This window comes from Micromonospora sp. CCTCC AA 2012012 (assembly GCF_040499845.1).
GTDB classification, from domain to species: domain Bacteria; phylum Actinomycetota; class Actinomycetes; order Mycobacteriales; family Micromonosporaceae; genus Micromonospora; species Micromonospora mangrovi.
Genome location: NZ_CP159342.1, coordinates 3,185,935 through 3,209,477 on the forward strand (window position 1 = coordinate 3,185,935; position 23,543 = coordinate 3,209,477).

General features: G+C 73.0%; 19 protein-coding genes. 10 read left to right on the forward strand and 9 right to left on the reverse strand.

Going from position 1 to position 23,543, the window contains the following annotated elements:
• Window positions 1-99: 99 nt before the first annotated feature.
• From trmB to ABUL08_RS13865, 4 genes are all read left to right on the forward strand, one after another.
• Window positions 100-735: a tRNA (guanosine(46)-N7)-methyltransferase TrmB gene (trmB, locus tag ABUL08_RS13850; RefSeq protein ID WP_350938623.1), complete on the forward strand. Its 636-nt coding sequence runs from the start codon at window positions 100-102 to the stop codon at window positions 733-735.
• A 125-nt stretch (window positions 736-860) separates the two neighbouring features.
• Window positions 861-3,374 carry a DEAD/DEAH box helicase gene (locus ABUL08_RS13855; protein WP_350938120.1) on the forward strand — a complete coding sequence of 838 codons (2,514 nt, stop codon included), beginning with the start codon at window positions 861-863 and terminating at the stop codon, window positions 3,372-3,374.
• A 119-nt stretch (window positions 3,375-3,493) separates the two neighbouring features.
• Window positions 3,494-4,138, forward strand: a complete 645-nt coding sequence (locus ABUL08_RS13860) for a hypothetical protein (protein ID WP_350938122.1) — start codon at window positions 3,494-3,496, stop codon at window positions 4,136-4,138.
• A gap of 171 nt (window positions 4,139-4,309) precedes the next feature.
• Window positions 4,310-5,215 (forward strand): endonuclease domain-containing protein, encoded by a 906-nt coding sequence (locus ABUL08_RS13865; RefSeq protein ID WP_350938124.1) that lies wholly within the window; start codon window positions 4,310-4,312, stop codon window positions 5,213-5,215.
• A gap of 108 nt (window positions 5,216-5,323) precedes the next feature.
• Here ABUL08_RS13865 and ABUL08_RS13870 read toward each other — a convergent pair whose 3' ends face one another.
• Genes ABUL08_RS13870 through ABUL08_RS13885 form a run of 4 tightly spaced genes read right to left on the reverse strand, consistent with a single transcriptional unit; the run spans window position 5,324 to window position 9,347 of the window.
• Window positions 5,324-6,268, reverse strand: a complete 945-nt coding sequence (locus tag ABUL08_RS13870; RefSeq protein WP_350938126.1) for an ABC transporter substrate-binding protein — start codon at window positions 6,266-6,268, stop codon at window positions 5,324-5,326.
• Entirely contained in the window at window positions 6,268-7,206 is a 939-nt protein-coding gene (locus ABUL08_RS13875; protein ID WP_350938128.1) for an ABC transporter ATP-binding protein, read from the reverse strand. The genes ABUL08_RS13870 and ABUL08_RS13875 overlap by 1 nt, the downstream gene beginning before the upstream one ends.
• A gap of 30 nt (window positions 7,207-7,236) precedes the next feature.
• Entirely contained in the window at window positions 7,237-8,304 is a 1,068-nt protein-coding gene (locus ABUL08_RS13880; RefSeq protein ID WP_350938130.1) for a FecCD family ABC transporter permease, read from the reverse strand.
• Entirely contained in the window at window positions 8,301-9,347 is a 1,047-nt protein-coding gene (locus tag ABUL08_RS13885) for a FecCD family ABC transporter permease (RefSeq protein ID WP_350938131.1), read from the reverse strand. The genes ABUL08_RS13880 and ABUL08_RS13885 overlap by 4 nt, the downstream gene beginning before the upstream one ends.
• A 121-nt stretch (window positions 9,348-9,468) precedes the next feature.
• Here ABUL08_RS13885 and ABUL08_RS13890 point away from each other — a divergent pair, with 121 nt between their 5' ends.
• Window positions 9,469-9,828, forward strand: a complete 360-nt coding sequence (locus ABUL08_RS13890) for a YciI family protein (RefSeq protein ID WP_350938133.1) — start codon at window positions 9,469-9,471, stop codon at window positions 9,826-9,828.
• A gap of 19 nt (window positions 9,829-9,847) precedes the next feature.
• Here the strand turns inward: ABUL08_RS13890 and ABUL08_RS13895 are convergent, their stop codons facing one another.
• Window positions 9,848-10,315: a cytidine deaminase family protein gene (locus tag ABUL08_RS13895; RefSeq protein ID WP_350938135.1), complete on the reverse strand. Its 468-nt coding sequence runs from the start codon at window positions 10,313-10,315 to the stop codon at window positions 9,848-9,850.
• 168 nt (window positions 10,316-10,483) lie between these two features.
• On the opposite strand from ABUL08_RS13895, the gene hrpA reads away from it, so the two are divergent.
• Entirely contained in the window at window positions 10,484-14,470 is a 3,987-nt protein-coding gene (hrpA, locus tag ABUL08_RS13900; protein WP_350938137.1) for an ATP-dependent RNA helicase HrpA, read from the forward strand.
• 25 nt (window positions 14,471-14,495) lie between these two features.
• Here the strand turns inward: hrpA and ABUL08_RS13905 are convergent, their stop codons facing one another.
• Window positions 14,496-14,984, reverse strand: a complete 489-nt coding sequence (locus ABUL08_RS13905) for an FBP domain-containing protein (protein WP_350938139.1) — start codon at window positions 14,982-14,984, stop codon at window positions 14,496-14,498.
• 66 nt (window positions 14,985-15,050) lie between these two features.
• Between ABUL08_RS13905 and ABUL08_RS13910 the strand changes: the two genes are divergently transcribed.
• Complete coding sequence (locus tag ABUL08_RS13910; protein ID WP_350938141.1) at window positions 15,051-15,644, forward strand: TetR/AcrR family transcriptional regulator; 594 nt, start codon at window positions 15,051-15,053, stop codon at window positions 15,642-15,644.
• 5 nt (window positions 15,645-15,649) lie between these two features.
• On the opposite strand, the gene ABUL08_RS13915 is transcribed toward ABUL08_RS13910, so the two are convergent.
• From ABUL08_RS13915 to ABUL08_RS13925, 3 genes are all read right to left on the reverse strand, one after another.
• Window positions 15,650-17,038 (reverse strand): FAD-dependent oxidoreductase, encoded by a 1,389-nt coding sequence (locus ABUL08_RS13915; RefSeq protein ID WP_350938142.1) that lies wholly within the window; start codon window positions 17,036-17,038, stop codon window positions 15,650-15,652.
• 58 nt (window positions 17,039-17,096) lie between these two features.
• Window positions 17,097-18,752, reverse strand: coding sequence for a D-glucuronyl C5-epimerase family protein (locus ABUL08_RS13920; protein WP_350938144.1), 1,656 nt, complete (start codon window positions 18,750-18,752; stop codon window positions 17,097-17,099).
• A gap of 107 nt (window positions 18,753-18,859) precedes the next feature.
• A complete protein-coding gene (locus tag ABUL08_RS13925; RefSeq protein ID WP_350938624.1) occupies window positions 18,860-19,798 on the reverse strand; it encodes a LysR family transcriptional regulator in 939 nt (312 codons plus the stop codon).
• A 29-nt stretch (window positions 19,799-19,827) separates the two neighbouring features.
• On the opposite strand from ABUL08_RS13925, the gene ABUL08_RS13930 reads away from it, so the two are divergent.
• The 3 genes from ABUL08_RS13930 to ABUL08_RS13940 are packed head-to-tail and all read left to right on the forward strand — an operon-like array spanning window position 19,828 to window position 23,256.
• Window positions 19,828-20,559, forward strand: a complete 732-nt coding sequence (locus ABUL08_RS13930) for a succinate dehydrogenase cytochrome b subunit (RefSeq protein WP_350938146.1) — start codon at window positions 19,828-19,830, stop codon at window positions 20,557-20,559.
• Between the two features lies 1 nt (window position 20,560).
• Entirely contained in the window at window positions 20,561-22,498 is a 1,938-nt protein-coding gene (locus ABUL08_RS13935) for a fumarate reductase/succinate dehydrogenase flavoprotein subunit (RefSeq protein WP_350938148.1), read from the forward strand.
• The gene (locus ABUL08_RS13940; RefSeq protein ID WP_350938151.1) at window positions 22,495-23,256 is read left to right on the forward strand and encodes a succinate dehydrogenase/fumarate reductase iron-sulfur subunit; all 762 of its coding nucleotides are present in this window, start codon (window positions 22,495-22,497) and stop codon (window positions 23,254-23,256) included. The genes ABUL08_RS13935 and ABUL08_RS13940 overlap by 4 nt, the downstream gene beginning before the upstream one ends.
• The last annotated feature ends 287 nt before the right edge of the window (window positions 23,257-23,543 follow it).

Here is a 23,543-nt window from a genome sequence, read left to right on the forward strand (position 1 = left end):
ACCGTCGCGTACGCTCGGGTCGCTGTGACCTCCACCGACCCGAATTCCGCCGCCGCGCACGTCGCCCGGATCCGCACCTTCCACCCCCGACGCGGGCGGATGAGCGACCGGCAACGCGACGCGCTGACCCGGCTCTGGCCGGCGTACGGCCTGGACATCGACGACCTCGACGGGGCGTTCGACCCGACGGCGCTCTTCGGGCGGCGGGCCCCGCTGGTGCTGGAGATCGGCTCCGGCATGGGTGACGCCACCGCGACCATGGCGGCGGCCGACCCGGACCGGGACTATCTGGCCGTCGAGGTGCACACACCCGGCATCGCCCACCTGCTGGAGCTGACCGAACGGGCCGGGCTGGGCAACGTCCGGGTCGCCCGGGGTGACGCGCTGGACCTGGTCCGGGCCATGCCGGAGGCGTCGCTGGACGCGGTGCACGTCTTCTTCCCCGACCCGTGGCCCAAGGCCCGGCACCACAAGCGGCGGATCATCCAGCCCGAGCACGTCGCCCTGCTGCGCTCCCGGCTGGTCCCCGGCGGGACGCTGCACTGCGCCACCGACTGGGCCGAGTACGCCGAGGCGATGCGGGAGACGCTGACCGGCGACCCGGAGCTGGTCGACGAGCACGACGGCTTCGCCCCCCGTCCCGCGCACCGGCCGGTCACCAAGTTCGAGCGCCGGGCGCTGACCGCCGGGCGACCGATCTTCGACCTGGTCCACCGCCGCGTCGCCCGGGACTGACCCGCCGGCGTACCGCCGGGGTGGCGCGCGGGACGGGACGCGCGGGACGGGCGGTGCGTCCGGTGGGCGTCGCGGCCGACCCGGTTGGCGCCGGAGGCCATGATCCGGGCACGATGGGGGGCGCTATGACGCTCACCGCCGCGCTCCCGAGAAGCGCCGACCCCGACACCCTCTACGACGCGTTCGCCGGCTGGGCGAAGGAGCGCGGCCTCGACCTCTATCCGCACCAGGAGGAGGCGGTCATCGAGATCGTCTCCGGCGCCAACGTGATCATGAATACGCCGACCGGCTCGGGCAAGAGCCTGGTGGCGATCGCCGCCCACTTCGCCGCTCTTGCCGACGACCGGACCAGCTTCTACACGGCGCCGATCAAGGCGCTGGTGTCGGAGAAGTTCTTCGCGCTCTGCGAGGTCTTCGGCGCGGAGAACGTCGGCATGCTCACCGGGGACGCCAGCGTCAACGCCGACGCCCCGATCATCTGCTGCACCGCCGAGATCCTGGCCAACCTCGCCCTGCGCGAGGGCACCCGGGCCGACGTCGGCCAGGTGATCATGGACGAGTTCCACTTCTACGCCGAGCCGGACCGGGGCTGGGCCTGGCAGGTGCCGATCATCGAGCTGCCGCAGGCGCAGTTCGTCCTGATGTCCGCCACCCTCGGCGACACCACCCGGTTCGTCGACGACCTGACCCGGCGCACCGGGCGGCCGACCGCCGTCGTCCGCTCGGTCGAGCGGCCGGTCCCGCTCCTCTTCTCGTACGCGATGACGCCGCTGCACGAGACCCTGGAGGAGCTGCTGGAGACCAAGCAGGCCCCGGTCTACGTCGTGCACTTCACCCAGGCCGCCGCCCTGGAACGCGCCCAGGCGCTGATGAGCGTCAACGTCTGCACCCGCGCCGAGAAGGACATGATCGCCGCCGCGATCGGTGGGTTCCGGTTCACCTCCGGCTTCGGCAAGACGCTGTCGAGGCTGGTCCGGCACGGCATCGGCGTGCACCACGCCGGCATGCTGCCCAAGTACCGCCGCCTGGTGGAGACCCTGGCCCAAGCAGGCCTGCTCAAGGTCATCTGCGGCACCGACACCCTCGGCGTCGGCATCAACGTGCCGATCCGCACCGTGCTCTTCACCGGCCTGTCGAAGTACGACGGGGTGCGCACCCGGCTGCTCAAGGCCCGCGAGTTCCACCAGATCGCCGGCCGGGCCGGGCGGGCCGGCTTCGACACCCTCGGCCGGGTCGTCGTGCAGGCCCCCGACCACGTCATCGAGAACACCAAGGCGCTCGCCAAGGCCGGCGACGACCCGAAGAAGCGCCGCAAGGTGGTCAAGAAGAAGCCGCCGGAGGGCTCCATCGGCTGGGGCGAGCCGACCTTCCAGCGCCTCGTGGAGGCCGAGCCCGAGCCGCTCACCTCCAGCTTCCAGGTCAGCCACTCGATGCTGCTCAACGTCATCGGCCGCCCCGGCGACGCGTTCGCCTCGATGCGGCACCTGCTCACGGACAACCACGAGGACCCGGCCGCGCAGCGCCGGCACATCCGCCGCGCCATCGCCATCTACCGGGCGCTCAAGGCCGGCGGGGTGGTCGAGCAGCTCGACGAGCCCGACGAGCAGGGCCGACGGGTCCGCCTCACCGTCGACCTCCAGCTCGACTTCGCCCTCAACCAGCCGCTCTCCCCGCTCGCCCTGGCCGCCATCGAACTGCTCGACACCGAGTCCCCGTCGTACGCCCTGGACGTGCTCTCGGTGATCGAGTCGATCCTCGACGACCCGCGCCAGGTGCTCTCCGCGCAGCAGTTCAAGGCCCGCGGCGAGGCGGTCGCCGCGATGAAGGCCGAGGGCATCGAGTACGAGGCGCGCCTGGAACTGCTCGACGAGGTGACCTGGCCCAAGCCCCTCGCCGAACTGCTCGACGGCGCGTACGAGATGTACCGGCAGGGCCACCCGTGGGTCGCCGACCACCAGCTCTCCCCCAAGTCCGTCGTCCGGGACATGTACGAGCGGGCGATGACCTTCACCGAGTACGTCCAGTTCTACTCCCTCACCCGCTCCGAGGGCCTGGTGCTGCGCTACCTCGCCGACGCGTACAAGACGCTGCGGCAGACCGTGCCCGAGGACGCCAAGACCGAGGAGCTGGTCGACCTCATCGAGTGGCTGGGCGAGCTGGTCCGCCAGGTCGACTCCAGCCTGATCGACGAGTGGGAGCGGCTGCGCAACCCGTCCGACGTGGCGGAGGTGGCCCAGGCGCACGCCGCCCTGGACGACCGGCCGCCGGCGGTCACCCGCAACGCGCGGGCGTTCCGGGTGCTGGTGCGCAACGCGCTCTTCCGTCGGGTCGAGCTGGCCGCCCTGCGCCGCTGGTGGGACCTCGGCGAGCTGGACTCCGCCTCGGGCTGGGACGCCGACGCCTGGGCGGACGCGCTGGAGCCGTACTTCGAGTCGTACGACTCGATCGGGGTGGGGCCGGACGCGCGCGGGCCGGCGCTGCTGATGATCGAGCAGGGCCCCTCGACGTGGCGGGTACGCCAGATCCTGGACGACCCGGAGGGCGACCACGACTGGGGCATCAGCGCGGAGGTGGACCTCGCCGCCTCCGACGAGGTGGGCGCGGCGGTGGTCCGGATCGTCTCCGTGGGCCAGCTCTAGGAACTTCTTCCAAGGGGCCGTCCGGTGCGTCCGGACGGCCCCTTTTGCACCCTGGGCGATGTCAGGCCCGTCGATTAGAATGTATGTACTAATCGAGTTCCTGACCTGGGAGGATGCTCGTGACCGCGCCCATCTCCGCCCCCCTCACGCCGTACGCCACCCTCCTCGGTTTCACCCGGTACGTCGACCGCACCGGGCCCACCAAGGCCACCTTCGTCGGGGGCCTGCGCAAGCAGCGGGCCAGCCGGCACGGCTTCAACCCGCACGGCCAGTTCGTCAAGGCGCTCAAGGCCGACGTCGCCTTCCACACCGGCGGCACCCACCTGGCCCAGGTCGCCGACCTGGTCAAGCCCCGCTGGCGCCCGCTCTACGAGGCGCTGGTGCCGGGCGCGACCCGGTGGCTCCAGTCGCTGGGCGAGCCGACCGGGGTCGACCTGACCCAGACCCGCGACGCCCTGGCCATGCTCGGCGACCTCCCCGTCAAGATCAACCCCCACTTCGGCATCCGGTACGCCGACGGCCGCGCCGAGGCCGTCCGGCTGCACTTCGACGAGACCCCGCCGAGTGAGGAGGCGGTGCTGGCGACGCTGCACCTGATGGCCCGCCACATGGACGCCGTCCTCCCGCACGCCGAGCCCGTCCTCGTGGACGTCCGGCGCGGCGAGACCCACCGCATGCCCGACGCGGTCAAGCCCGACCACGTCGAACAGTGGCTGGCCGGCGAAGCCGCCGCCTTCCGCGCCATCTGGTCCACCGCCGCCTGACCCTCCACCCCCGCGCGCCTCGCGCGCCCACGCTCGCGAGCCGTCGACTAATTCACGGAAAGAGTGGCTATTCCTCGTCGGATAGCCACTCTTTCCGTGAAAGTGCGGCGCTGGGCGGGGCGTTGTCCACAGGGGCTTTCGGTGGGGTGGGTGGGGGGTGAGGGTGGGAGGGTGGCTCGTCATCCTCGTCGTCCGGCTGAACTGGCCGGGAAGGTGTTCTTCGCGCGGGACGTGATTCAGCGCGGTCTGCTGACCCGCAACGAACTGCGGAGCAGCGCGTGGCGGCAGGTGTTCCACAATGTCTACGCCGACGCACGTCTGCCGATCTCCCACGGCACCCGCTGCCGGGCGGCCGCGTCGTGGCTCTTTCCGCCCGGGTGTGTGGTGGCAGGACGATCGGCTGTCGCCCTGCTGGGTGGTCCGACGCCGGGGCCGGACGAACCCGTCGAGGTGCTGGTGGACCCGGCGTCCCGATTCGGGCCGCTGGCGGGTCTGCTCATCCACGTCTGCCGGTGGTCCGAGGATGACGTGCAGCGGATCGAGCAGATCCCCGTGACCAGCGCCGTCCGTACGTGCTGGGACCTGGCCTGCTGGTTGGACGTCGTGGAGGCGGTGGCACTGGTCGATGCACTGGTCCATGCCGGGCTGGTCCGGCTGCCGCAGTTGACGGCATATCTGACCCGACGCCGGGGAACGCGAGGAGTCCGCAGGTTCGCCGAGGTCCTGAGCCTGGTCGACGGAGGCGCGGAGTCACTTCCCGAGTCCCGGCTCCGGGTGCGACTCGTTCAGGCCGGGCTTCCCCGACCCGTGACCCAGCACGTCATCGAACGCGGCAACCGCTTCGTGGCCCGGGTCGACCTCGCCTGGCCCGAACTCAAGGTGGCCGTCGAATACGACGGCCTGTGGCACCGCGATCCGGACCAGTTCCACCGCGACCGGCAGCGCCTGAACAAGTTGCTCGGCAACGACTGGATCGTCCTCCACGTCACCAGCAAACGCATGAAGGAGGACTTCCCCGCCGTCCTCGCCGAGATCCGCGCCGCCCTGACCGCCCGCCGTGCCGCCCGCACGGCCTGAACGTTCACGGAATGAGTGGCCATTACCAGCGGGATGGCCACTCATTCCGTGAATTTGGCGCGCGCACAGGCGCGCGCACAGGCGCGCGCAGGCGGACGGGGGGTGGGGTCAGGTGGGGAGGTGGGTTTCGAGGTCGTCGAGGATCTTGTGGGCGGCGGTGACGCCGATGCCGGTCATCCAGGTCTCGTCGGAGACGACGTGGGCGTTGCCGGCCCTGACCGCGCCGAGGCTCTTCCACAGGGTGCCGGCGGTGAGCCTCGCCTGCTCGGCGGCGGCCTTGTCGCCGTACGCGGTCACGAAGATGACGTCGCCGTCGACCTCGTTGACCCGCTCGGGGCTGACCAGGTCGAAGCGCTTGTCCTCCTTGCCGTCGAGGCGCTGCCGGGCGGGGCGGCCCAGCCCGGTGTCGCCGACGACGATGCCGGAGAAGGAGTCCGGGCCGTACACCCGGATGTTGCCCGGGATGAAGCGGACGATGGAGATCTCCCGCGAGGCGGCGTCGCCGAGCTTGGCGCCGAGGTCCTTCGCCCGCTTCTCGTACGCCGCCAGCAGGTCACGGGCCTGCTGCTCGCGCCCCAGGGCCCGACCGTCGAGGAGGAAGTTCTCCTTCCAGGTGATGCCGACCTTCTCGGTGAAGACGGTCGGCGCGATGGCGGTCAGCTCGTCATAGAACTTCTCCTGGCGGAACCGGCTGCCGAGGATCAGGTCGGGCTTGAGCGCGGTGATCGCCTCCAGGTCGGGCTCGGTCAGCACGCCGACCTCGGTGATGCCGGCGAGCTTCTCCGCCCCGAAGTAGGTGGGCCAGCTCTTCGCCTCGCCCGCGGTGGCCGCGCCGACCGGCGTGACCCCCAGCGAGAGCGCCGTGTCGATCTTGTCGGTGTCGAGGACGACCACCCGCTTCGGCTCGGCCGGCACCCGGGTGGTGCCCATCGCGTGGGTGATCTCCCGGGTCTGCCCGCCGGCGGTGCCGGCGACCGGGTCGCTCTCTCCGCAGGCGGTGAGGCCCACGCCGAGGGTGAGGGCCGCGGTGAGAGCGGCGGCGAGACGACGCATCAGTGTCCTTTCGAGGGGTACGGATCGGCGGGCGGACGGGCCGCCCCGCCGGTGACGGAACCGGCCGGAGCCGGGACGACGGCGGCGGCGGACGGGGCCGGGACGACGGCGGCGGACGGGGCCGGGACGACGGCGGCGGACGGGGCCGCCGGGGCGCGCAGCGAACCGGGACGGCCGGGGACCACCAGCGGCGCGCCGGTGACCGGGCAGGGCACCACCACGCAGTCGAGGCCGAAGACGTCCCGGACCAGCTCGGCGGTGAGGATGTCGCGGGGCGGCCCGGCGGCGACCACCGTGCCGGCGCGCATGGCGATCAGGTGGTCGGCGTACCGGGCGGCCTGGTTGAGGTCGTGCAGCACCGCGACGACGGTGCGGCCCCGCTCGGCGCGCAGCCGGTGCAACAGGTCCAGCACCTCCACCTGGTGGGCCAGGTCGAGGAAGGTGGTGGGCTCGTCCAGCAGCAGCGCCTCGGTGTCCTGGGCGAGGGTCATCGCGATCCAGACCCGCTGCCGCTGGCCGCCGGAGAGGCTGTCCACCGGGCGGTCGGCGAGCGCGTCGACGTCGGCGCGGAGCATCGCCTGCCGTACGGCCTCGGCGTCCTGCGCCGACCACTGCCGCCACCAGCGCTGGTAGGGCTGCCGGCCCCGGCCGACCAGGTCGGCGACGGTCACCCCCTCCGGCACCAGCGGGCTCTGCGGCAGCACGCCGAGCCGCCGGGCCACCTCGCGGGTGGGCAGGTCCCGGATGGCCGTACCGTCGAGCAGCACGCCGCCCCGGCGCGGGGTGAGCAGCCGGGCCATGGTGCGCAGCAGGGTGGACTTGCCGCAGGCGTTCGGCCCGACGATGACGGTGAAGGCGTCGGTGGGCAGGTCCACGTCGAGGCCGTCCAGGACGGTCCGCTCGTCGTAGCCGACGACCAGGTCACGGGTGGCGAGCAAGGGGGCCTCCTCGGCACGGGTCGGCGGCCATCAGGACCGCCGCCGGGCGCGCAGCAGCAGGAACATCAGGTACGGGCCGCCGATCGCGGCGGTGAGCACCCCGGCCGGCAGTTGGGTGGGGGCGAACAGCCGCCGGCCGGCGAGGTCGGCCAGGACCAGCAGCAGTGCCCCGAGCAGGGCGGCGCAGAGCAGCGGCGGGCGTTCCGCGCGGACCAGCCGGCGGGCCACCTGCGGGGCGACCAGGGCGACGAAGTCGACCGCGCCGACCTGGGCGGTGACGCTGGCGGCGGCGACCACCCCGGTGGCGGCCAGGCCGACGCGGCGGGCCGCCGGGCGCAGTCCGACGCCCCGGGCGGTGTCGTCGTCGAGGGCGGTGCTGTTCAGCGCCCAGCCGGCCCAGGCGAGGACGGGCAGCAGCGCGGCGAGGGTGAGCGCGATCCAGGCCGCCTCCGACCAGCCCTTGCCGGCGAGGGTGCCGATCAGCCAGAGCTGCGCCCGGAGCCCGTCGATCGGGTCGGCGGTGAGCATGACCACCTCGGTGAGCGCGCGCAGCGCGAACGCCACCGCCACCCCGGCGAGGACGAAGCGCTGCGCGGCCAGGCCGTGCCGGGCGCCGAGGGCCAGCACCAGGGCGGCGGCCAGCAGCGCGCCGACCAGCGCGGCCGGGGCGACGAGGACGGCGGCGGCCCCGCCGGTCAGGGCGACCGTAGCGGCCAGCCCGGCACCCTGGGTGATGCCGATGACGTCGGGGCTGGCGAGGGGGTTGCGGGCGACGCTCTGGATCAGCGTGCCGGCGACGCCGAACGCCGCGCCGGCCACCGCCGCGAGCACCAGGCGCGGCAGCCGCAGGTCCAGCACCACCAGGTCGTACGGGGTGCCGGCGCCGGAGAGCGCGCGCAGCACGTCGGCCGGGGCGACGTACGGCGTGCCGAGGGAGAGGCTGAGCACCCCGGCGGCGGCCAGCAGCACGGTGAGCACGGCGGCCACGCCGACGGAGCGGCGGCGGACCTGCACGCTCACCGGACCGGCCCGCAGCAGCCACCGCCCGGGCAGGTGACCGACGCCCCGACGGGTCGGGGAGAGGCTCGTCGCGGTCACGCGGCCACCACGCGGGCGCGGCGGACGAGGAGGGCGAGCAGCGGGGCGCCGACCAGCGCGGTGACGATGCCGGCGGGCACCTCACCGGGTGGGGCGACCAGTCGACCGGCGACGTCGGCGCCGAGCAGCAGGGCCGGTCCGAGCAGGGCGGAGACCAGCAGGGTCCACCGGTGGTCGGCGCCGACCAGGGCGCGGGCCAGGTGCGGCACGGCGAGCCCGACGAAGGCGATCGGCCCGGCGGCGGCGACGGCGGCGCCGGTGAGCAGCACGGCGGCGACACCGCCGGTGAGGCGTACCCGGCCGGTGCGGTGGCCCAGGCCGCGGGCGACGTCGTCGCCGAGGGCGAGGGCGTCCAGGCCCCGGGCGACCAGCGCGGCCAGCAGCACGCCGACTCCGATGAAGGGGAGCACCTGCCCGGCGACGTCGAGGTCCCGGCCGGTGAGGCCGCCGACGACCCAGAACCGGTATTCCTCGAAGGTGCGGGCGTCGATGCTGAGCAGCGCGTACACGACGGAGGCGAGACTGGCGTCGAGGGCCGCGCCGATCAGCGCGAGGGTGACCGGCCCGGCGCCCTCGCGGGTGCGGTGGGCCACCGCGAAGACGAGCAGGCCGGCCAGCAGCGCACCGCCGATGCCGAACCAGACGTACCCGCCGAGGGTGCCGACACCGAAGACGGCGATGGCCAGCACCACGCCGAAGGAGGCCCCGGCGCTGATGCCGAGGATCCGTGGCTCGGCGAGGGGGTTGCGGGTGAGCGCCTGGAAGAGGACGCCGGCGACGGCGAGCGCCACGCCGACGGTGAGCCCGAGGGCGGTCCGCGGCAGCCGCAGTTCCCGGACGATGCTGCTGGCCTCCCCGCCGTCGGGGGCGGTCAGCGCCTGCCACACCTGCGCGAGGGCGAGCGGCCGGCTGCCGAGGGCGAGGCTCGCGAGCAGGGCCAGCACCAGCAGCAGCACGGCCACCCCGACGACCACGGGCCGGCGGGCACCGGGCCGGCGGGCCGTGGCACCGGCCCGGGCGGGCCGGGCGGCGACGGTGGTCATGACGATGTCACCCCTCAACTTAGGTTCGCCTTACCTTAGCGGAACAGGTTAGGTAGACCTAACTCGTGGGTGTCGATCCGGTTCCCGCCTGCCGCGCGGAGCGCGGCCATACGCTGGACCCATGCGATTCGACCAGCACACGGTCGTGCTCCTGGTCCGCCCGACCGACCCGCCCGAGCTGCCCCGCGACGCCGCCGACCGGTTGCAGGACGCCCACCTCGCCCACCAGGCGGGGCTGGTGGAGCAGGGTGCGGTGCTCGCCGCCGGGCCGTTCCTCGGCGGTGACGACGAACGGGTACGCGGCTTCGCCGTGCTCTCCGTCGACCCGGAGATGGCGCGGGAGCTCTACGCCAACGACCCGGCGGTACGGGCCGGCCGGCTGGTCGCCCAGGTGATGAGCTGGATGGTCCCGGAGGGCAACGTGCGCTTCGAGAACGTGCCGGTACCGAAGTCGATGCTGGAGGTCGCCGCCGGGGACTAGCCCCGCGCAGGCGCGCCGCTCAGTCCTCCGCGGCGGGACGACTGCCCGGCACCACCGGCATCGGCCACACGCCGGTCCGGGGCACGCTCGGCACCTCCACCTGGTGCTCCGCCCAGACGTACGTCTCGGGGAGCAGTTCGACGACCGGGACCAGGCGCAGCGCGTCCGGCGGACCGATGATGACCTTGATCGACGGGAAGTAGTCGAGCAGGACCTGACGGCAGCGCCCGCAGGGCGGGATGACTCCCCGACCCCGATCCCCCACCGCGACGATGGCCTCCAGCTCGCCCGCGCCCTGGGTCGCGGCGGCGCCGACGACCACCAGCTCCGCGCAGGGTCCGCCGGTGAAGTGGAAGACGTTCACGCCGGTGAAGACCCGCCCGTCGGTGGTCCGCGCGGCGGCGGCGACGGTGTGGTTGTCGCTGCGGCAGCGGAGCTTGGCGACGGCGGTGGCGGCCTGCACCAGCGCCCGGTCGGTGTCCCGCATGATCATCCCGTCCCCGTGCTCGACGTCGCTCGGCGGCCACTCTAGCCCGACGACGGGCCGCTACCCCGGACGGCGCGCACGGAACGGCCCTCCACGGGCCCGGCCCGGACGCCCCGGCCGGTAACCCGGGGGCGGTCCGCCGCGAGCCTGCCTATCCTTGGCGACGACATGCAGAATCCAGCCGCACCCGCCGCACCCGACTCCGTCCGCGAGCTGCACCGCCGCCTGCCCGCCCTGATGTTCCGCGACCAGCGTCGGCTCCAGCGCCGGCTGGACGGGGTCCGCCGGCTGCGCGACCCGCAGCGACGCGAGGCCGCCCTCGCCGAGATCGGCGCCGACGTCGACCGGGCCGAGGCGCGGCTGGCGAGCCGGCGGGCCGCCGTCCCGACGATCACCTATCCGGCGCAGTTGCCGGTCAGCGAGCGCCGGGACGACATCGCGGCGGCGATCCGCGACCACCAGGTGGTGATCGTGGCCGGCGAGACCGGCTCCGGCAAGACAACCCAGCTGCCCAAGATCTGTCTGGAGCTGGGGCGCGGCATCACCGGGCTGATCGGGCACACCCAGCCCCGCCGGCTGGCCGCGCGGACGGTGGCGGACCGGATCGCCGAGGAGCTCGGCACCGAGCTGGGCGACGTGGTCGGCTACAAGGTGCGCTTCACCGACCAGGTGGGCGACAACAGCCTGGTCAAGCTGATGACCGACGGCATCCTCCTGGCCGAGCTGCAGACCGACCGGATGCTGCGCCAGTACGACACGCTGATCATCGACGAGGCGCACGAGCGCAGCCTCAACATCGACTTCATCCTCGGCTACCTCAAGCAGCTCCTGCCCCGCCGTCCCGACCTCAAGGTGGTCATCACCTCGGCGACGATCGAGACCGACCGCTTCGCCAGGCACTTCCCCGACGCCGACGGCAGGCCCGCGCCGGTCGTCGAGGTCTCCGGGCGGACCTATCCGGTCGAGGTGCGCTACCGGCCGCTGGTCGAGGTCACCGAGGAGGACGAGGCCGACGAGGAGAACGTCCGCGACCAGATCCAGGCGATCGGCGACGCGGTCGAGGAGCTGGCCGCCGAGGGGCCCGGCGACATCCTGGTCTTCCTCAGCGGCGAGCGGGAGATCCGGGACACCGCCGACGCGCTCGGCAAGCTGGTGGAGTCCAGGCGGTCGCTGCTGGGCACCGAGATCCTGCCGCTGTACGCGCGGCTGTCGGCCGCCGAGCAGCACCGGGTCTTCGCCCCGCACGCCGGTCGCCGGGTGGTGCTGGCCACCAACGTGGCGGAGACCTCGCTGACCGTCCCCGGCATCAAGTACGTGGTGGACCCCGGCACGGCCCGGATCTCCCGCTACTCCAGCCGGCTCAAGGTGCAGCGGCTGCCCATCGAGCCGGTCTCCCAGGCGTCGGCGAACCAGCGCAAGGGGCGCTGCGGTCGTACCTCGGACGGCATCTGCATCCGCCTCTACGACGAGCAGGACTTCGCGTCCCGGCCCGAGTTCACCGACCCGGAGATCCTGCGGACCAACCTGGCCTCGGTCATCCTCCAGATGACCTCCATCGGGCTGGGTGACGTCGCCGCCTTCCCGTTCCTCGACCCGCCGGACCGGCGCAACGTCACCGACGGCGTCAACCTGCTGCACGAGCTGGGCGCGCTGGACCCGGCCGAGGCCGACCCGGCGAAGCGGCTCACCGCGCTGGGCCGGCGGCTGGCGCAGCTCCCGGTCGACCCGAGGCTGGCCCGGATGGTGCTGGAGGGTGAGCGCAACGGCTGCGCCACCGAGGTGGTGGTGATCGCCGCCGCGCTCTCCATCCAGGACCCGCGGGAACGGCCGGCGGAGAAGCAGGCCCAGGCCGACCAGGCGCACGCCCGGTTCGCCGACAAGGAGTCGGACTTCGTCTCGTTCCTCAACCTGTGGCGTTACCTGCGGGAGCAGCAGCGGGAGTTGTCCTCCAGCGCGTTCCGCCGGATGTGCCGGGCGGAATACCTGAACTACCTGCGGGTGCGCGAGTGGCAGGACATCGTCAGCCAGCTGCGCCAGGTGCTACGTACCGGAGAGAAGAGTGACGGCCGGCGCGGCCCGGCCGCCGACCTGCCGGAGGAGATCGACACCCCGAAGGTGCACCAGTCGCTCCTGCCCGGCCTGCTGTCGCACGTCGGGCTCAAGGACGCGCAGAAGCACGAATACCTGGGCGCGCGGGGGGCGAAGTTCGGTCTCTTCCCCGGCTCGGCGCTGTTCAGGAAGCCGCCGCGCTGGGTGATGGCCGCCGAGCTGGTGGAGACCTCCCGGCTCTGGGGCCGGGTCAACGGCCGGATCGAGCCGGAGTGGGTCGAGCCGCTGGCCCAGCACCTGGTGAAGCGCAGCTACAGCGAGCCGCACTGGGAGAAGAAGCAGGCCGCCGTGATGGCCTACGAGAAGGTCACCCTGTACGGCATCCCGCTGGTCACCTCCCGCAAGGTCAATTTCGGTCGGATCGATCCGGCGCTGAGCCGGGAGCTGTTCATCCGGCACGCCCTGGTGGAGGGCGACTGGTCCACCCACCACCGGTTCTGGGCCGACAACCGGCGGCTGCTCACCGAGATCGAGGAGCTGGAGAGCCGGGCCCGCCGCCGGGACATCCTGGTCGACGACGAGACGATCTTCGGGTTCTACGACGCGCGGATCCCCGCCGACGTGGTCTCCGGCCGGCACTTCGACTCCTGGTGGAAGAAGGTCCGCCGGGACCAGCCGGACCTGCTCACCTTCACCCGCGACCTGCTGATCAACTCCGGCCGTGGCGGGGTGGACGAGGCGGACTACCCGGACGAGTGGCGGGCCGACGGGGTCGCGCTGCCGCTGACCTACCGGTTCGAGCCGGGCACCGCCACCGACGGCGTCACCGTGGACATCCCCCTGCCGCTGCTGACCCAGGTGCCGGCGGAGAGCTTCGACTGGCAGGTGCCCGGCCTGCGCGAGGAGCTGGTGGTGGCGCTGATCCGGTCGCTGCCGAAGGCGATCCGGCGCAACTTCGTCCCGGTCCCCGACTACGCCCGCGCGGCCCTCGCGGCGATGCCGGCCGGCGAGGAGCCGCTGCTGGACGCGCTCACCCGGCAGCTGCGCCGGATGACCGGGGTCACCGTCCCCCGGGACGCCTGGGACCTGCCGAAGCTGCCGCCGCACCTGCGGGTCACCTTCCGGGTGCTCGGCGAGGACGACAAGCCGGTCGCCGAGGGCAAGGACCTGCCGGCCCTGCAACGTCAGCTCCGCCAGGAGGTACGCCAGGTCGTCGCCGCCGCCGCGCCGGACGTCGCCCGGAGCGGGCTCAGGGAGTGGAGCATCGGCGCGCTTCCCCGCACCATCGAGCAGGTCCGGGCCGGCTACGCGGTCACCGCGTATCCGGCGTTGGTGGACGAGGGCGGCACGGTCGGGGTGAAGGTGTTCGACTCCCCCGGCGAGCAGGAGGCCGCGCACTGGGCGGGCACCCGGCGGCTGCTGCGGCTCACCGTGCCGTCGCCGGCGAAGTTCCTCCAGGGCCGGCTGAGCAACGAGGCGAAGCTGGCGCTGTCCCGCAACCCGCACGGCGGGGTGCAGGCGCTCATCGAGGACGCGGCGGGCGCCGCGATCGACAAGCTGATCGGTGAGGCGGGCGGCCCGGCCTGGGACGCCGAGGGCTTCGCCGCGCTGCGGGACAAGGTCCGCGCCGACCTGATCGACACCGTGGTCGAGGTGATGGACCGGGTCCGCCGGGTGCTCGCCGCCGCGTACGCGGTGGAGCAGCGCCTCGGCGCCACCCGGAACCTGGCCGTGGTGGCCGCCCTCGCGGACATCCGCGCCCAGCTCGGCGGCCTGGTGCACGCCGGCTTCATCACCGAGGCCGGCTACGCCCGCCTGCCCGACCTGCTGCGCTACCTGACCGCCATCGAGCGGCGGCTGGACCGGCTGGCCGGCAACCCGCAGCGGGACAAGCAACAACAGGACCGGATCGCGGTGGTGCAGAAGGAGTACCAGGACATGCTGGCCGCGCTGCCGCCGAGCCGACGGCAGTCGACGGCGGTCCGGCAGATCCGCTGGATGATCGAGGAGCTGCGGGTGAACGTCTTCGCCCAGGCGCTCGGCACCCCGTACCCGGTGTCGGAGCAGCGGATCTACCGGGCGATGGACGACGCCGAGGGGCGCTGACCGGCGTCCCGGTCGCGGGTGCTGGTCAGGCCGTCACCCGGGCCATGAAGGCGGCGAGGTTCGCCACCGTCCGCTGGATCTTCTCCTCCAGCGTGAGCGACTCGGGGAGCCGGGCGCCGGCCCCCGCGTCCTTCCTGCCCCGCACGTAGAGGGAGCAGGCGAGGTCGCCGCAGAGGTAGGTGCCGACCGAGTTGCCCTGCTGCCCGGCCCTGCCCGCCTTGCGCGCGACCATGAGGCTGACACCCCCGGCCGGCGCGGTGAGGCAGACCGAGCACATGTTGCGCGACTGCCGGGGCGCGGCGCTCGGGCAGCGCAGCGCGAGGGCCGTCGGGCGGCCGTCCAGCGTGGTGACGAGGTACGCCCGGTCGGGCGCCTGCGGGTCCCGCCAGCCCAGGTAGTCGAGGTCGTCCCAGGGGCGGTCGGCGAGGTCACGCGGGACGGTCAGGCGCTTCGCCTCGCCCTTGGTGCAGTTCACGAAGGCGGCACGGATCTCGGACTCGGTCAGTGGCGTCATGAAGGGCACGCTAATTTGCCTAAAGATATTAGGCAAACGCATAATGGCTTTAGTGAGAGGAGGGTCATGGCCCGAGTGGGACTCACCTCGGAGCGCCTGATCCGCGCCGGGGCGGAGCTGGCCGACGAGGTGGGGTTCGACCAGGTGACCGTCTCGGCGCTGGCCCGGCGGTTCGGTGTCACCGTCGCCAGCCTGTACTCGCACGTCCGGAACTCCCAGGACCTGAGAACCGGGATCGCGCTCCTCGCGCTGGGCGAACTCGCCGAGCGGGCCGCCGACGCGCTGGCCGGGCGGGCCGGCAAGGAGGCCCTGACCGCCTTCGCGAACGTCTACCGGGACTACGCCCGGGAGCACCCGGGCCGCTGGGCCGCCGCCCAGCTCCGGCTCGACCCCGCGACGGCCGCCGCCAGCGCCGGCGGCCGGCACGCCCAGATGATGCGGGCGATCCTGCGCGGCTACGACCTGACCGGACCGGACGAGACGCACGCCGTCCGCCTGCTGGGCAGCGTCTTCCACGGCTTCGTCAGCCTGGAACTCGGCGGCGGGTTCGACCACAGCGCCCCCGACCCGCAGGAGAGCTGGGTACGGGTGCTGGACGGCGTCGACGCCCTGCTGCGCAACTGGCCCGGCACCCGGCCCGCCGACGCCGAGGGGCGCTGACGGGGTCAGACCCGTCCGACGCCCACCGGCCGGCGGGCCACCGCCCGGCGGGGACCGCGCAGCACGCGTACCAGCCGGCCGGGGGTGAGCAGTCGGGTCGGTGGGTCGACCAGGTTGAGCACCCGCAGGAAGGCCGCGCCGAGACCGGCGTCGGTGGTGGCCGCCGCGTGCAGCCGACCCACGTAGGCGTTGACCAGCCGGACCCGGAGGGTGCGGCGGCCGGTGACCTCGGGGAAGCGCAGGTCGGTGCCGACCGAGAGCTGCCACGGCGGGTCGATCAGCCGGGCCGCCCCCCGGTAGAAGCGCCGGGCCAGCCCGTCGCCGCCCTCGGCGAGCAGCCGGCGCAGCAGCAGCGCCTCCAGGGCGGCCACCGTCATGCCCTGGCCGTAGATCGGGTTGAAGCTGCACAGCCCGTCGCCGAAGACCAGGTGCCCCTCGGGCAGCCGGCGCAGCCGCTCGTACCGGCGGCGGACGCTGGCCGGGAAGCGCATCCGGGCCGGTGGGTCCACCGGCCGCGCGGTGCGCAGCAGCTCGCCGATCTGCGGGGCGGGCAGCGTCTCGGCGAACGCGGCCATCCCCTCGTCGTCGGTGGGCGGCTGCTCACCGAGCACCCCGCTGAGCACCACCGCGAACCGGCCGTCCTCCTGCGGGGCGACGATCCCGGCGCGCGGCCGACCGGGCACCGCGTTGGCCAGCGCGCCCAGCAGCCCCTCCAGCTGGCCCGACTCCCGGCGGTAGGTGCGGGTGACGTAGGTGACGTCCACCTCGACCCGTTCCTCCGGAGCGGGCCGGTAGCCGGCGGCGGCGAGCCAGACCGGGCTGCGGCTGCCCCGGCCCCCGGCGTCCACCACCAGGTCGGCCGCCACGGTGAACTCGCTCCGGCCGCCGGCCGACCCCCGGTCGCCGACGGGGACCCGGACGCCGGCCGACACCCGGACGCCGGTGACCCACCGCCGGTCGGGGGTGACGATCAGCCCGGTCACCTCGTGGCCGGACAGCACCCGCACCCCCGGCAGCGCGTGGACGCGCTCGCGCACCACCTGCTCCAGCAGCGGGCGGCTCATGCCGTAGGCGACCAGGTCGGAGGGGGCCCGCCGCATCCGGTGCCCGTCGTTGTACCAGTGCACCTCGCCGTGCAGGTCGACCGGGCAGACGCCGCGCGCGGTCAACTCCTCGTCGAGCCCGGGGAAGAGCGCGGTCAGCACCTGCCGGCCCCGGTCCAGCAGCACGTGCAGCTGACGCCCCTGCGGGACACCCCGCCGGTTGGCCGGGCCGTCCGGCAGGACGTCCCGGTCCAGGAGCACGACCTCGGCGTACGTCTCGCTCAGCGCGCGGGCCGCGAGCAGCCCGCCCATGCTGGCCCCGATCACCACGGCGCGTCCGGCAGGTGCCATGCGGGCAGCGTAGGCAGGGTGCCGGACCGGCCGCGTCTTCCCGCGTGCGGGATGCCGGTCAGCCGCGGATCACCGCGCCGAGGCCCAGCCAGCGTCCGGCGTACGGCCCCTCGACGAGGCGGACGTGTTCCACGCCGTTGAGCACCGCGCGCCCGTCGAGCGCGACCGGATCGCCGACCCGGTAGGTGGTGGGCACCGCGCTCATGCCGCCCGCGGAGTCGATCGCGTACGCCGGTGGGGCGGCCACCGCGACCGTCCCGGGCCGGTGCAGCTTGTAGCCGACGCCGGCGTAGCTGCCGACCTGGTAGCGGGTGGGGGTGGACTCCCGGACGAGGTAGCCGCTGAGGGTGCCGGCGCTGATCGCGTACCAGATCCCGGTCTGCCGCATGACCTTCCGGCGGTCCACCGACGGTGCGGCGCTCGACTTTCCCAGCCGCAGCGTGTAGCTGGCGAGCACCGCGCCGGAGCTGCTGAACTTGTACCCCGTGTGCGACCCGGCGGAGAACCGGACGGTGCCCTTGACGCCGAGTGGCGGGTAGTCGGCGTACCAGAGGTCGCCCAGCTGGGCCAGGAACGTGTCGCCGGTGATGGCGTACTGCTGGAGGAACTGGAACATGTGGGTCATGTGGTACTGGCCCGCGTCGATGCCGTGCGTGAGGCAGTACCGGCTGCGCCACTGGCGGACCCGGATCAGGTCCCGCACGTCCCGGTAGGTGGTGATGGCGCCCTGGAGCAGCAGCTTGGCGTTGGCGTCCCGGGTGAGCACCCAGTAGTCGTAGAGGCCGTAGGCGGAGAACATGTGCCCGTTGTAGGTGCGGTCCCCCCTGACCTGCGTCGGGTGCGGGTACTCCTCCAGCCAGAGCAGCCCGTCGACGACGTACGCGCCCCAGGGTTGGCCGGCGACCGGCGGCAGCAGGAACGAGGCGAAGGTGGCGTCGGCGGCGGCCCGCCAGCCGGCCTCGCCGGTGCGCTGGTGCAGCCGGGTGAAGAGGCTCAACGCCTGCCCCTGGGCCATCATCGAGTACCACGGCGCGGTGTGGACGTCGTAGCGGGCGTGCAGCTGGTAGTTGAACCGGTAGGGGTAGAACCACGCCCCGGCGCGCAGGACCCGGCGGTCGACCAGCCGCTGCGCCTGGAGTCTGGCCCGGTCCAGGTACGCCTGGTCGCCGGTGATCCGATGGCTCTCCAGCAGATTGAGGCCGTACTGGGCCTGCGCCACCGGGTGGTCGTAGAGCTTGCCGCCGAGCAGTGTCATCCGTACCCCGGTGGCGTCGTGTACGCCGCTGTCGACCAGCGGGACGGGCGAGGAGAGGTGATACGGCTCGATGCCGAGCGGCAGCTCGCGGATCTCGAAGTCGTCGTAGCGGAACTGGAAGGGCACCGACGTGCTGCCCGCGTACGTCCGGACCGGCCCACCGACCCGACCGGCGCCCGGGGTGGAGGGCGGGTGCGGCGCGAGCCGTGCCCGGTCCCGGGAGGGTATGGCCGACAGCTCCTGGAGCGGCTCCGGGTGGGCCGGCGGGCTGATCTCGTGGGCGGGGTCGATCACGCCGGGGGCACCGGCCGGAGCCGGCGTCCGCTCTCCGACGACGGCCCGGGCGGGACCGCCCCCGAGCAGTGGCACCGCGCCGGCCGCGAGGCAACCGGCGACGACGGCGCGCCGGGTCAGCGGTGGGGTGTGCCCGTCCGGGCGCAGTGGATCGTGGTGGCGCATGGCGACCTCCCCGTGTCGACCTGCCGACAGGCATCTCCTTCGATGCTCTGCCCGACGTGGCGGACAGGCAAGGACCCCGGCCGCGGAATCTCGGGGATCGACGCCGGTCAGGTCAGCGGCTCGACGCCGGGCGGGAGCTGGTCGGTGGCGGTGGCGTCGTGGACGTACTCCAGCAGGATGCGGCGCAGCTCGCGGCCGGCGTGGGTGGGCACGACGTCGCGGCGCCGGGCCACCGCGATGGTCCGGCGGACGCCGGGCGGGGCGAGCCGGGTGACCCGGATGCCGGGGCGGCGGGCGACCACGATGCCCGGCACCAGGGCGGCGCCGAGGCCCGCCTCGACGAAGCTGAGCACGGCGTCCATCTCGCCGCCGTCCACCGAGAGGGTGGGCTCGAAGCCGGCCTCCCGGCACGCCTGGAGGGTGGCGTCGCGCAGGTCGTAGCCCTCCCGGAACATCACCAGGGGCTGGTCGCGCAGGTCGGTGATGCGCAGCTCGCCGGTGGCCGAGGCGGCCGGCAGCGGCTCGACCGAGGCGACCACCAGGCTCTCCCGCAGGATCGGGTCGGCGCGCAGACCGGGGTCGGTGCCCTGGGCGGGCATGATGATCAGCGCCAGGTCGAGGTCGCCGCGGACCAGGTCACGCACCAGGTCCTGCGAGCCGCCCTCCTCCACCCGCAGGTCGACGGTGGGGTGCGCGTCGCGGAAGCGACGCAGCACCGGCGGGGCGAGGGAGGTGGCCAGGCTGGGGGTGGCGCCGAGCCGGACCCGGCCCCGGCGCAGGCCGACGAGTTCCTGGACCTCGCGGGTGGCGGTGTCCACGTCGGCGAGGATCCGCTTGGCCAGCGGCAGCAGCACCTCACCGGCCGTGGTGAGGGTGATGTTGCCCCTTACCCGCTCGAAGAGCGGGGCCCCGAGGTCGGCCTCCAGGGCGTGAATTTGCTTACTCAACGAGGGCTGGGTGATGCCCACCAGATCGGCAGCTTGGGTGAAATGTCGTACTTCTGCGACCGCGACGAAGTACTTCAACTGATGGAGCTGCATCTCTATAGCCTACGGCTATCAAGACTGCGAAGTCGATGCATTGGACGCCTGATCGAACTGCTCCTAGCGTCGGTCATGTGGTAATCACGAAAACTCGGTCGCCCATCCGCTCGAACGTCGGCCTCAAGGCCGTCATGGCGGTGACGGGCATTCTCCTGGTGCTCTTCCTCATCGCGCACATGCTCGGCAACCTGAAGATCTTCACGGGTGCCGAGGCGTTCAACCACTACGCGCACTGGCTGCGCGACCTGGGCACCCCCCTGCTCGCGCCGGGCTGGTACCTGTGGCTGCAGCGCGGCGTGCTCACCGTGGCGGTGCTCGGCCACATCGCCGCCGCCACCGTGCTGGCGCTGCGCGCCCGGGCCGCCCGCCCCGTCCAGTACGCCCACCGCAAGAAGGTCCACGGCAGCTACGCGGCCCGGACGATGCGCTGGGGTGGTGTGATCATCCTGCTCTTCGTGATCTACCACATCCTGGACCTCACCACCGGCACCCTGAACCCGGTCGGCGACTCGGCCCGTCCGCACAGCAACGTGGTGGCCGACTTCGCCCCCGAGCGCTGGTACGTGACGCTCTTCTACACCCTGGCCGTGGTGGCGCTCGGCTTCCACCTGCGCCACGGCGCCTTCAGCGCGTTCCGCAGCCTCGGTCAGCAGACACCCAAGGGTGAGCGCCGGGCCCGCAACCTGGCCCTGGTCTTCGCCGTCGTGCTGACCGTCGGCTACCTGGTGGTTCCGTTCGCCGTACTCACCGGATTGGTGTCCTGACATGGATCTCTTCACCGAGGGCGACCCGATCGCCGACACCAAGGCTCCCGAGGGCCCCGTCGAGAAGCGCTGGGAGACCCGTCGCTTCGAGGCCAAGCTGGTCAACCCGGCCAACCGGCGGAAGATGACCGTGATCGTGGTGGGCACCGGCCTGGCCGGCGGCTCGGCCGCGGCCACGCTGGCCGAGCAGGGCTACCGGGTCAAGTCCTACTGCTACCAGGACAGCCCGCGGCGCGCCCACTCGATCGCGGCGCAGGGCGGCATCAACGCCGCCAAGAACTACCGCAACGACGGCGACTCGGTGCACCGGCTCTTCTACGACACCGTCAAGGGCGGCGACTTCCGCTCGCGCGAGTCGAACGTGCACCGGCTGGCCGAGGTGTCGGTCAACATCATCGACCAGTGCGTCGCGCAGGGCGTCCCGTTCGCCCGCGAGTACGGCGGCCTGCTCGACACCCGCTCCTTCGGCGGCGCGCAGGTGCAGCGCACCTTCTACGCCCGGGGCCAGACGGGCCAGCAGCTGCTGCTCGGCGCGTACCAGGCGCTGGAGCGGCAGATCGGCCTCGGCAACGTGGAGATGAACTCCCGGCACGAGATGCTGGAGCTGGTGATCGTCGACGGCAGGGCACGCGGCATCGTGGTGCGCGACCTGGTCACCGGCGAGATCAGCACCGAGATGGCCGACGCCGTGGTGCTCGCCTCCGGCGGCTACGGCAACGTCTTCTATCTCTCCACCAACGCCAAGGGCTGCAACGTCACCGCCACCTGGCGGGCGCACCGCAAGGGCGCGTACTTCGCCAACCCGTGCTACACGCAGATCCACCCGACCTGCATCCCGGTCTCCGGCGACCACCAGTCGAAGCTGACCCTGATGAGCGAGTCGCTGCGCAACGACGGCCGGGTCTGGGTGCCGAAGGCCGCCGGTGACGACCGCAGCCCGAAGGACATCCCCGAGGACGAGCGGGACTACTACCTGGAGCGGATCTACCCCTCCTTCGGCAACCTGGTCCCCCGGGACATCGCCTCCCGCGCCGCGAAGAACGTCTGCGACGAGGGGCGGGGCGTCGGCCCGACCAAGCTCGGCGTCTATCTCGACTTCGCCGACGCGATCAACCGGCTCGGCCGCAAGGCCATCGAGGCCAAGTACGGCAACCTCTTCGAGATGTACGAGCGGATCACCGGCGAGGACCCGTACGAGGTCCCGATGCGGATCTATCCCGCCGTGCACTACACGATGGGTGGCCTCTGGGTCGACTACGACCTCCAGTCCACCATCCCGGGTCTCTTCGTGATCGGTGAGGCCAACTTCTCCGACCACGGGGCGAACCGGCTCGGCGCCTCGGCGCTGATGCAGGGCCTGGCCGACGGCTACTTCGTGCTGCCGACCACCATCGCCAACTACCTGGCCACCGGCCCGCTCGACAAGGTCGACGCCAGCCACCCCGAGGCGGTCGCGGCCCGCGCGGACGTCGAGGACCGGATCTCCCGGCTGCTGGCCGTCAACGGCGACCGGACCGTGGACTCGTTCCACCGGGAGCTGGGCCAGATCATGTGGGAGCACTGCGGCATGGAGCGCAGTGACGCCGGGCTGCGCAAGGCGATCGCCGAGATCCGGGCGCTGCGCGAGCAGTTCTGGCAGCGGGTCCGGGTGCCGGGCGACGGCGAGGGGCTCAACCAGTCGCTGGAGAAGGCCGGCCGGGTGGCCGACTTCTTCGAGCTGGCCGAGCTGATGTGCGTCGACGCCCTGCACCGCGAGGAGTCCTGCGGCGGTCACTTCCGGGCCGAGCACCAGACCCCGGACGGCGAGGCGCAGCGCGACGACGACCGGTTCGCGTACGTGGCGGCCTGGGAGTACACCGGCACCGGTGAGCCGGCCGTGCTGCACAAGGAAGACCTGAAGTTCGAATACGTCCACCCCACGCAGCGGAGCTACAAGTGAACCTGACCCTGCGCATCTGGCGCCAGTCCGGCCCCGAGGACAAGGGTCGGATGGTGACGTACCCGGTCGAGGACATCTCCCCGGACATGTCGTTCCTGGAGATGCTCGACGTGCTCAACGAGCGGTTGATCCTCGCCGGCGAGGAGCCGGTGGCGTTCGACCACGACTGCCGCGAGGGCATCTGCGGCATGTGCGGCCTGATGATCAACGGCGACGCGCACGGGCCGCAGCGCGGCACCACCGCGTGCCAGCTGCACATGCGGCAGTTCCGCGACGGCGAGACGATCGACATCGAGCCCTGGCGGGCCCGCGCCTTCCCGGTCATCAAGGACCTGGTGGTCAACCGGAACGCCTTCGACAAGATCATCGCCGCGGGTGGCTACATCACCGCGCCGACCGGCAGCGCCCCCGAGGCGCACTCCACCCCGGTGGCCAAGGCCGACGCGGACGCCGCCTTCTCCTCCGCCGCCTGCATCGGCTGCGGCGCCTGCGTGGCGGCCTGCCCGAACGGCTCCGGCATGCTCTTCACCGCCGCCAAGGTCACCCAGCTCTCGCTGCTGCCGCAGGGCCAGCCGGAGCGGTACACCCGGGTGGTCGGCATGGTCGACGCGCACGACGAGGCCGGCTTCGGCGGCTGCACCAATGCCGGCGAGTGCACCGCGGTCTGCCCGAAGGGCATCCCGCTGAACACCATCGGACGGCTCAACCGCGACTACCTCGCGGCCACGTCCAAGCGCGCCGGCACCCCGGGCGCCTGATCCGACCGTCCCACCGACCGCCGCGCCCTTCCGGGGCGCGGCGGTCGCCGTTTCCGGGTCGCCTCGGTCGATCTCGCCTGACTTCGGTGGTCCGCTTCGGCTTCGGGGCGGTTGCGGTGGGGGCTGGGGGCGACCGTGCCCGGCTCCGGGCGGTCAGGCTTGATCCCTGCGCCGGGCACGGTCGCCCCCAGCCTCGTCGCGCGTCCGGTCCGCCCGCGCCCGTCCGGCCGTCGTCACCCGGACACCCCACCTTGGCGTACGACCGACGCCGTCTCCCCGGATCTTGG

Coding starts and splice junctions, on each gene's coding strand:
- trmB (WP_350938623.1), top strand. CDS start 100: ATGAGCGACCGGCAACGCGACGCGCTGACCCGGCTCTGGCCGGCGTAC.
- ABUL08_RS13855 (WP_350938120.1), top strand. CDS start 861: ATGACGCTCACCGCCGCGCTCCCGAGAAGCGCCGACCCCGACACCCTC.
- ABUL08_RS13870 (WP_350938126.1), bottom strand. CDS start 6,268: ATGCGTCGTCTCGCCGCCGCTCTCACCGCGGCCCTCACCCTCGGCGTG.
- ABUL08_RS13885 (WP_350938131.1), bottom strand. CDS start 9,347: ATGACCACCGTCGCCGCCCGGCCCGCCCGGGCCGGTGCCACGGCCCGC.
- ABUL08_RS13890 (WP_350938133.1), top strand. CDS start 9,469: ATGCGATTCGACCAGCACACGGTCGTGCTCCTGGTCCGCCCGACCGAC.
- ABUL08_RS13895 (WP_350938135.1), bottom strand. CDS start 10,315: ATGCGGGACACCGACCGGGCGCTGGTGCAGGCCGCCACCGCCGTCGCC.
- hrpA (WP_350938137.1), top strand. CDS start 10,484: ATGCAGAATCCAGCCGCACCCGCCGCACCCGACTCCGTCCGCGAGCTG.
- ABUL08_RS13905 (WP_350938139.1), bottom strand. CDS start 14,984: ATGACGCCACTGACCGAGTCCGAGATCCGTGCCGCCTTCGTGAACTGC.
- ABUL08_RS13910 (WP_350938141.1), top strand. CDS start 15,051: ATGGCCCGAGTGGGACTCACCTCGGAGCGCCTGATCCGCGCCGGGGCG.
- ABUL08_RS13915 (WP_350938142.1), bottom strand. CDS start 17,038: ATGGCACCTGCCGGACGCGCCGTGGTGATCGGGGCCAGCATGGGCGGG.
- ABUL08_RS13920 (WP_350938144.1), bottom strand. CDS start 18,752: ATGCGCCACCACGATCCACTGCGCCCGGACGGGCACACCCCACCGCTG.
- ABUL08_RS13930 (WP_350938146.1), top strand. CDS start 19,828: ATGCATTGGACGCCTGATCGAACTGCTCCTAGCGTCGGTCATGTGGTA.
- ABUL08_RS13935 (WP_350938148.1), top strand. CDS start 20,561: ATGGATCTCTTCACCGAGGGCGACCCGATCGCCGACACCAAGGCTCCC.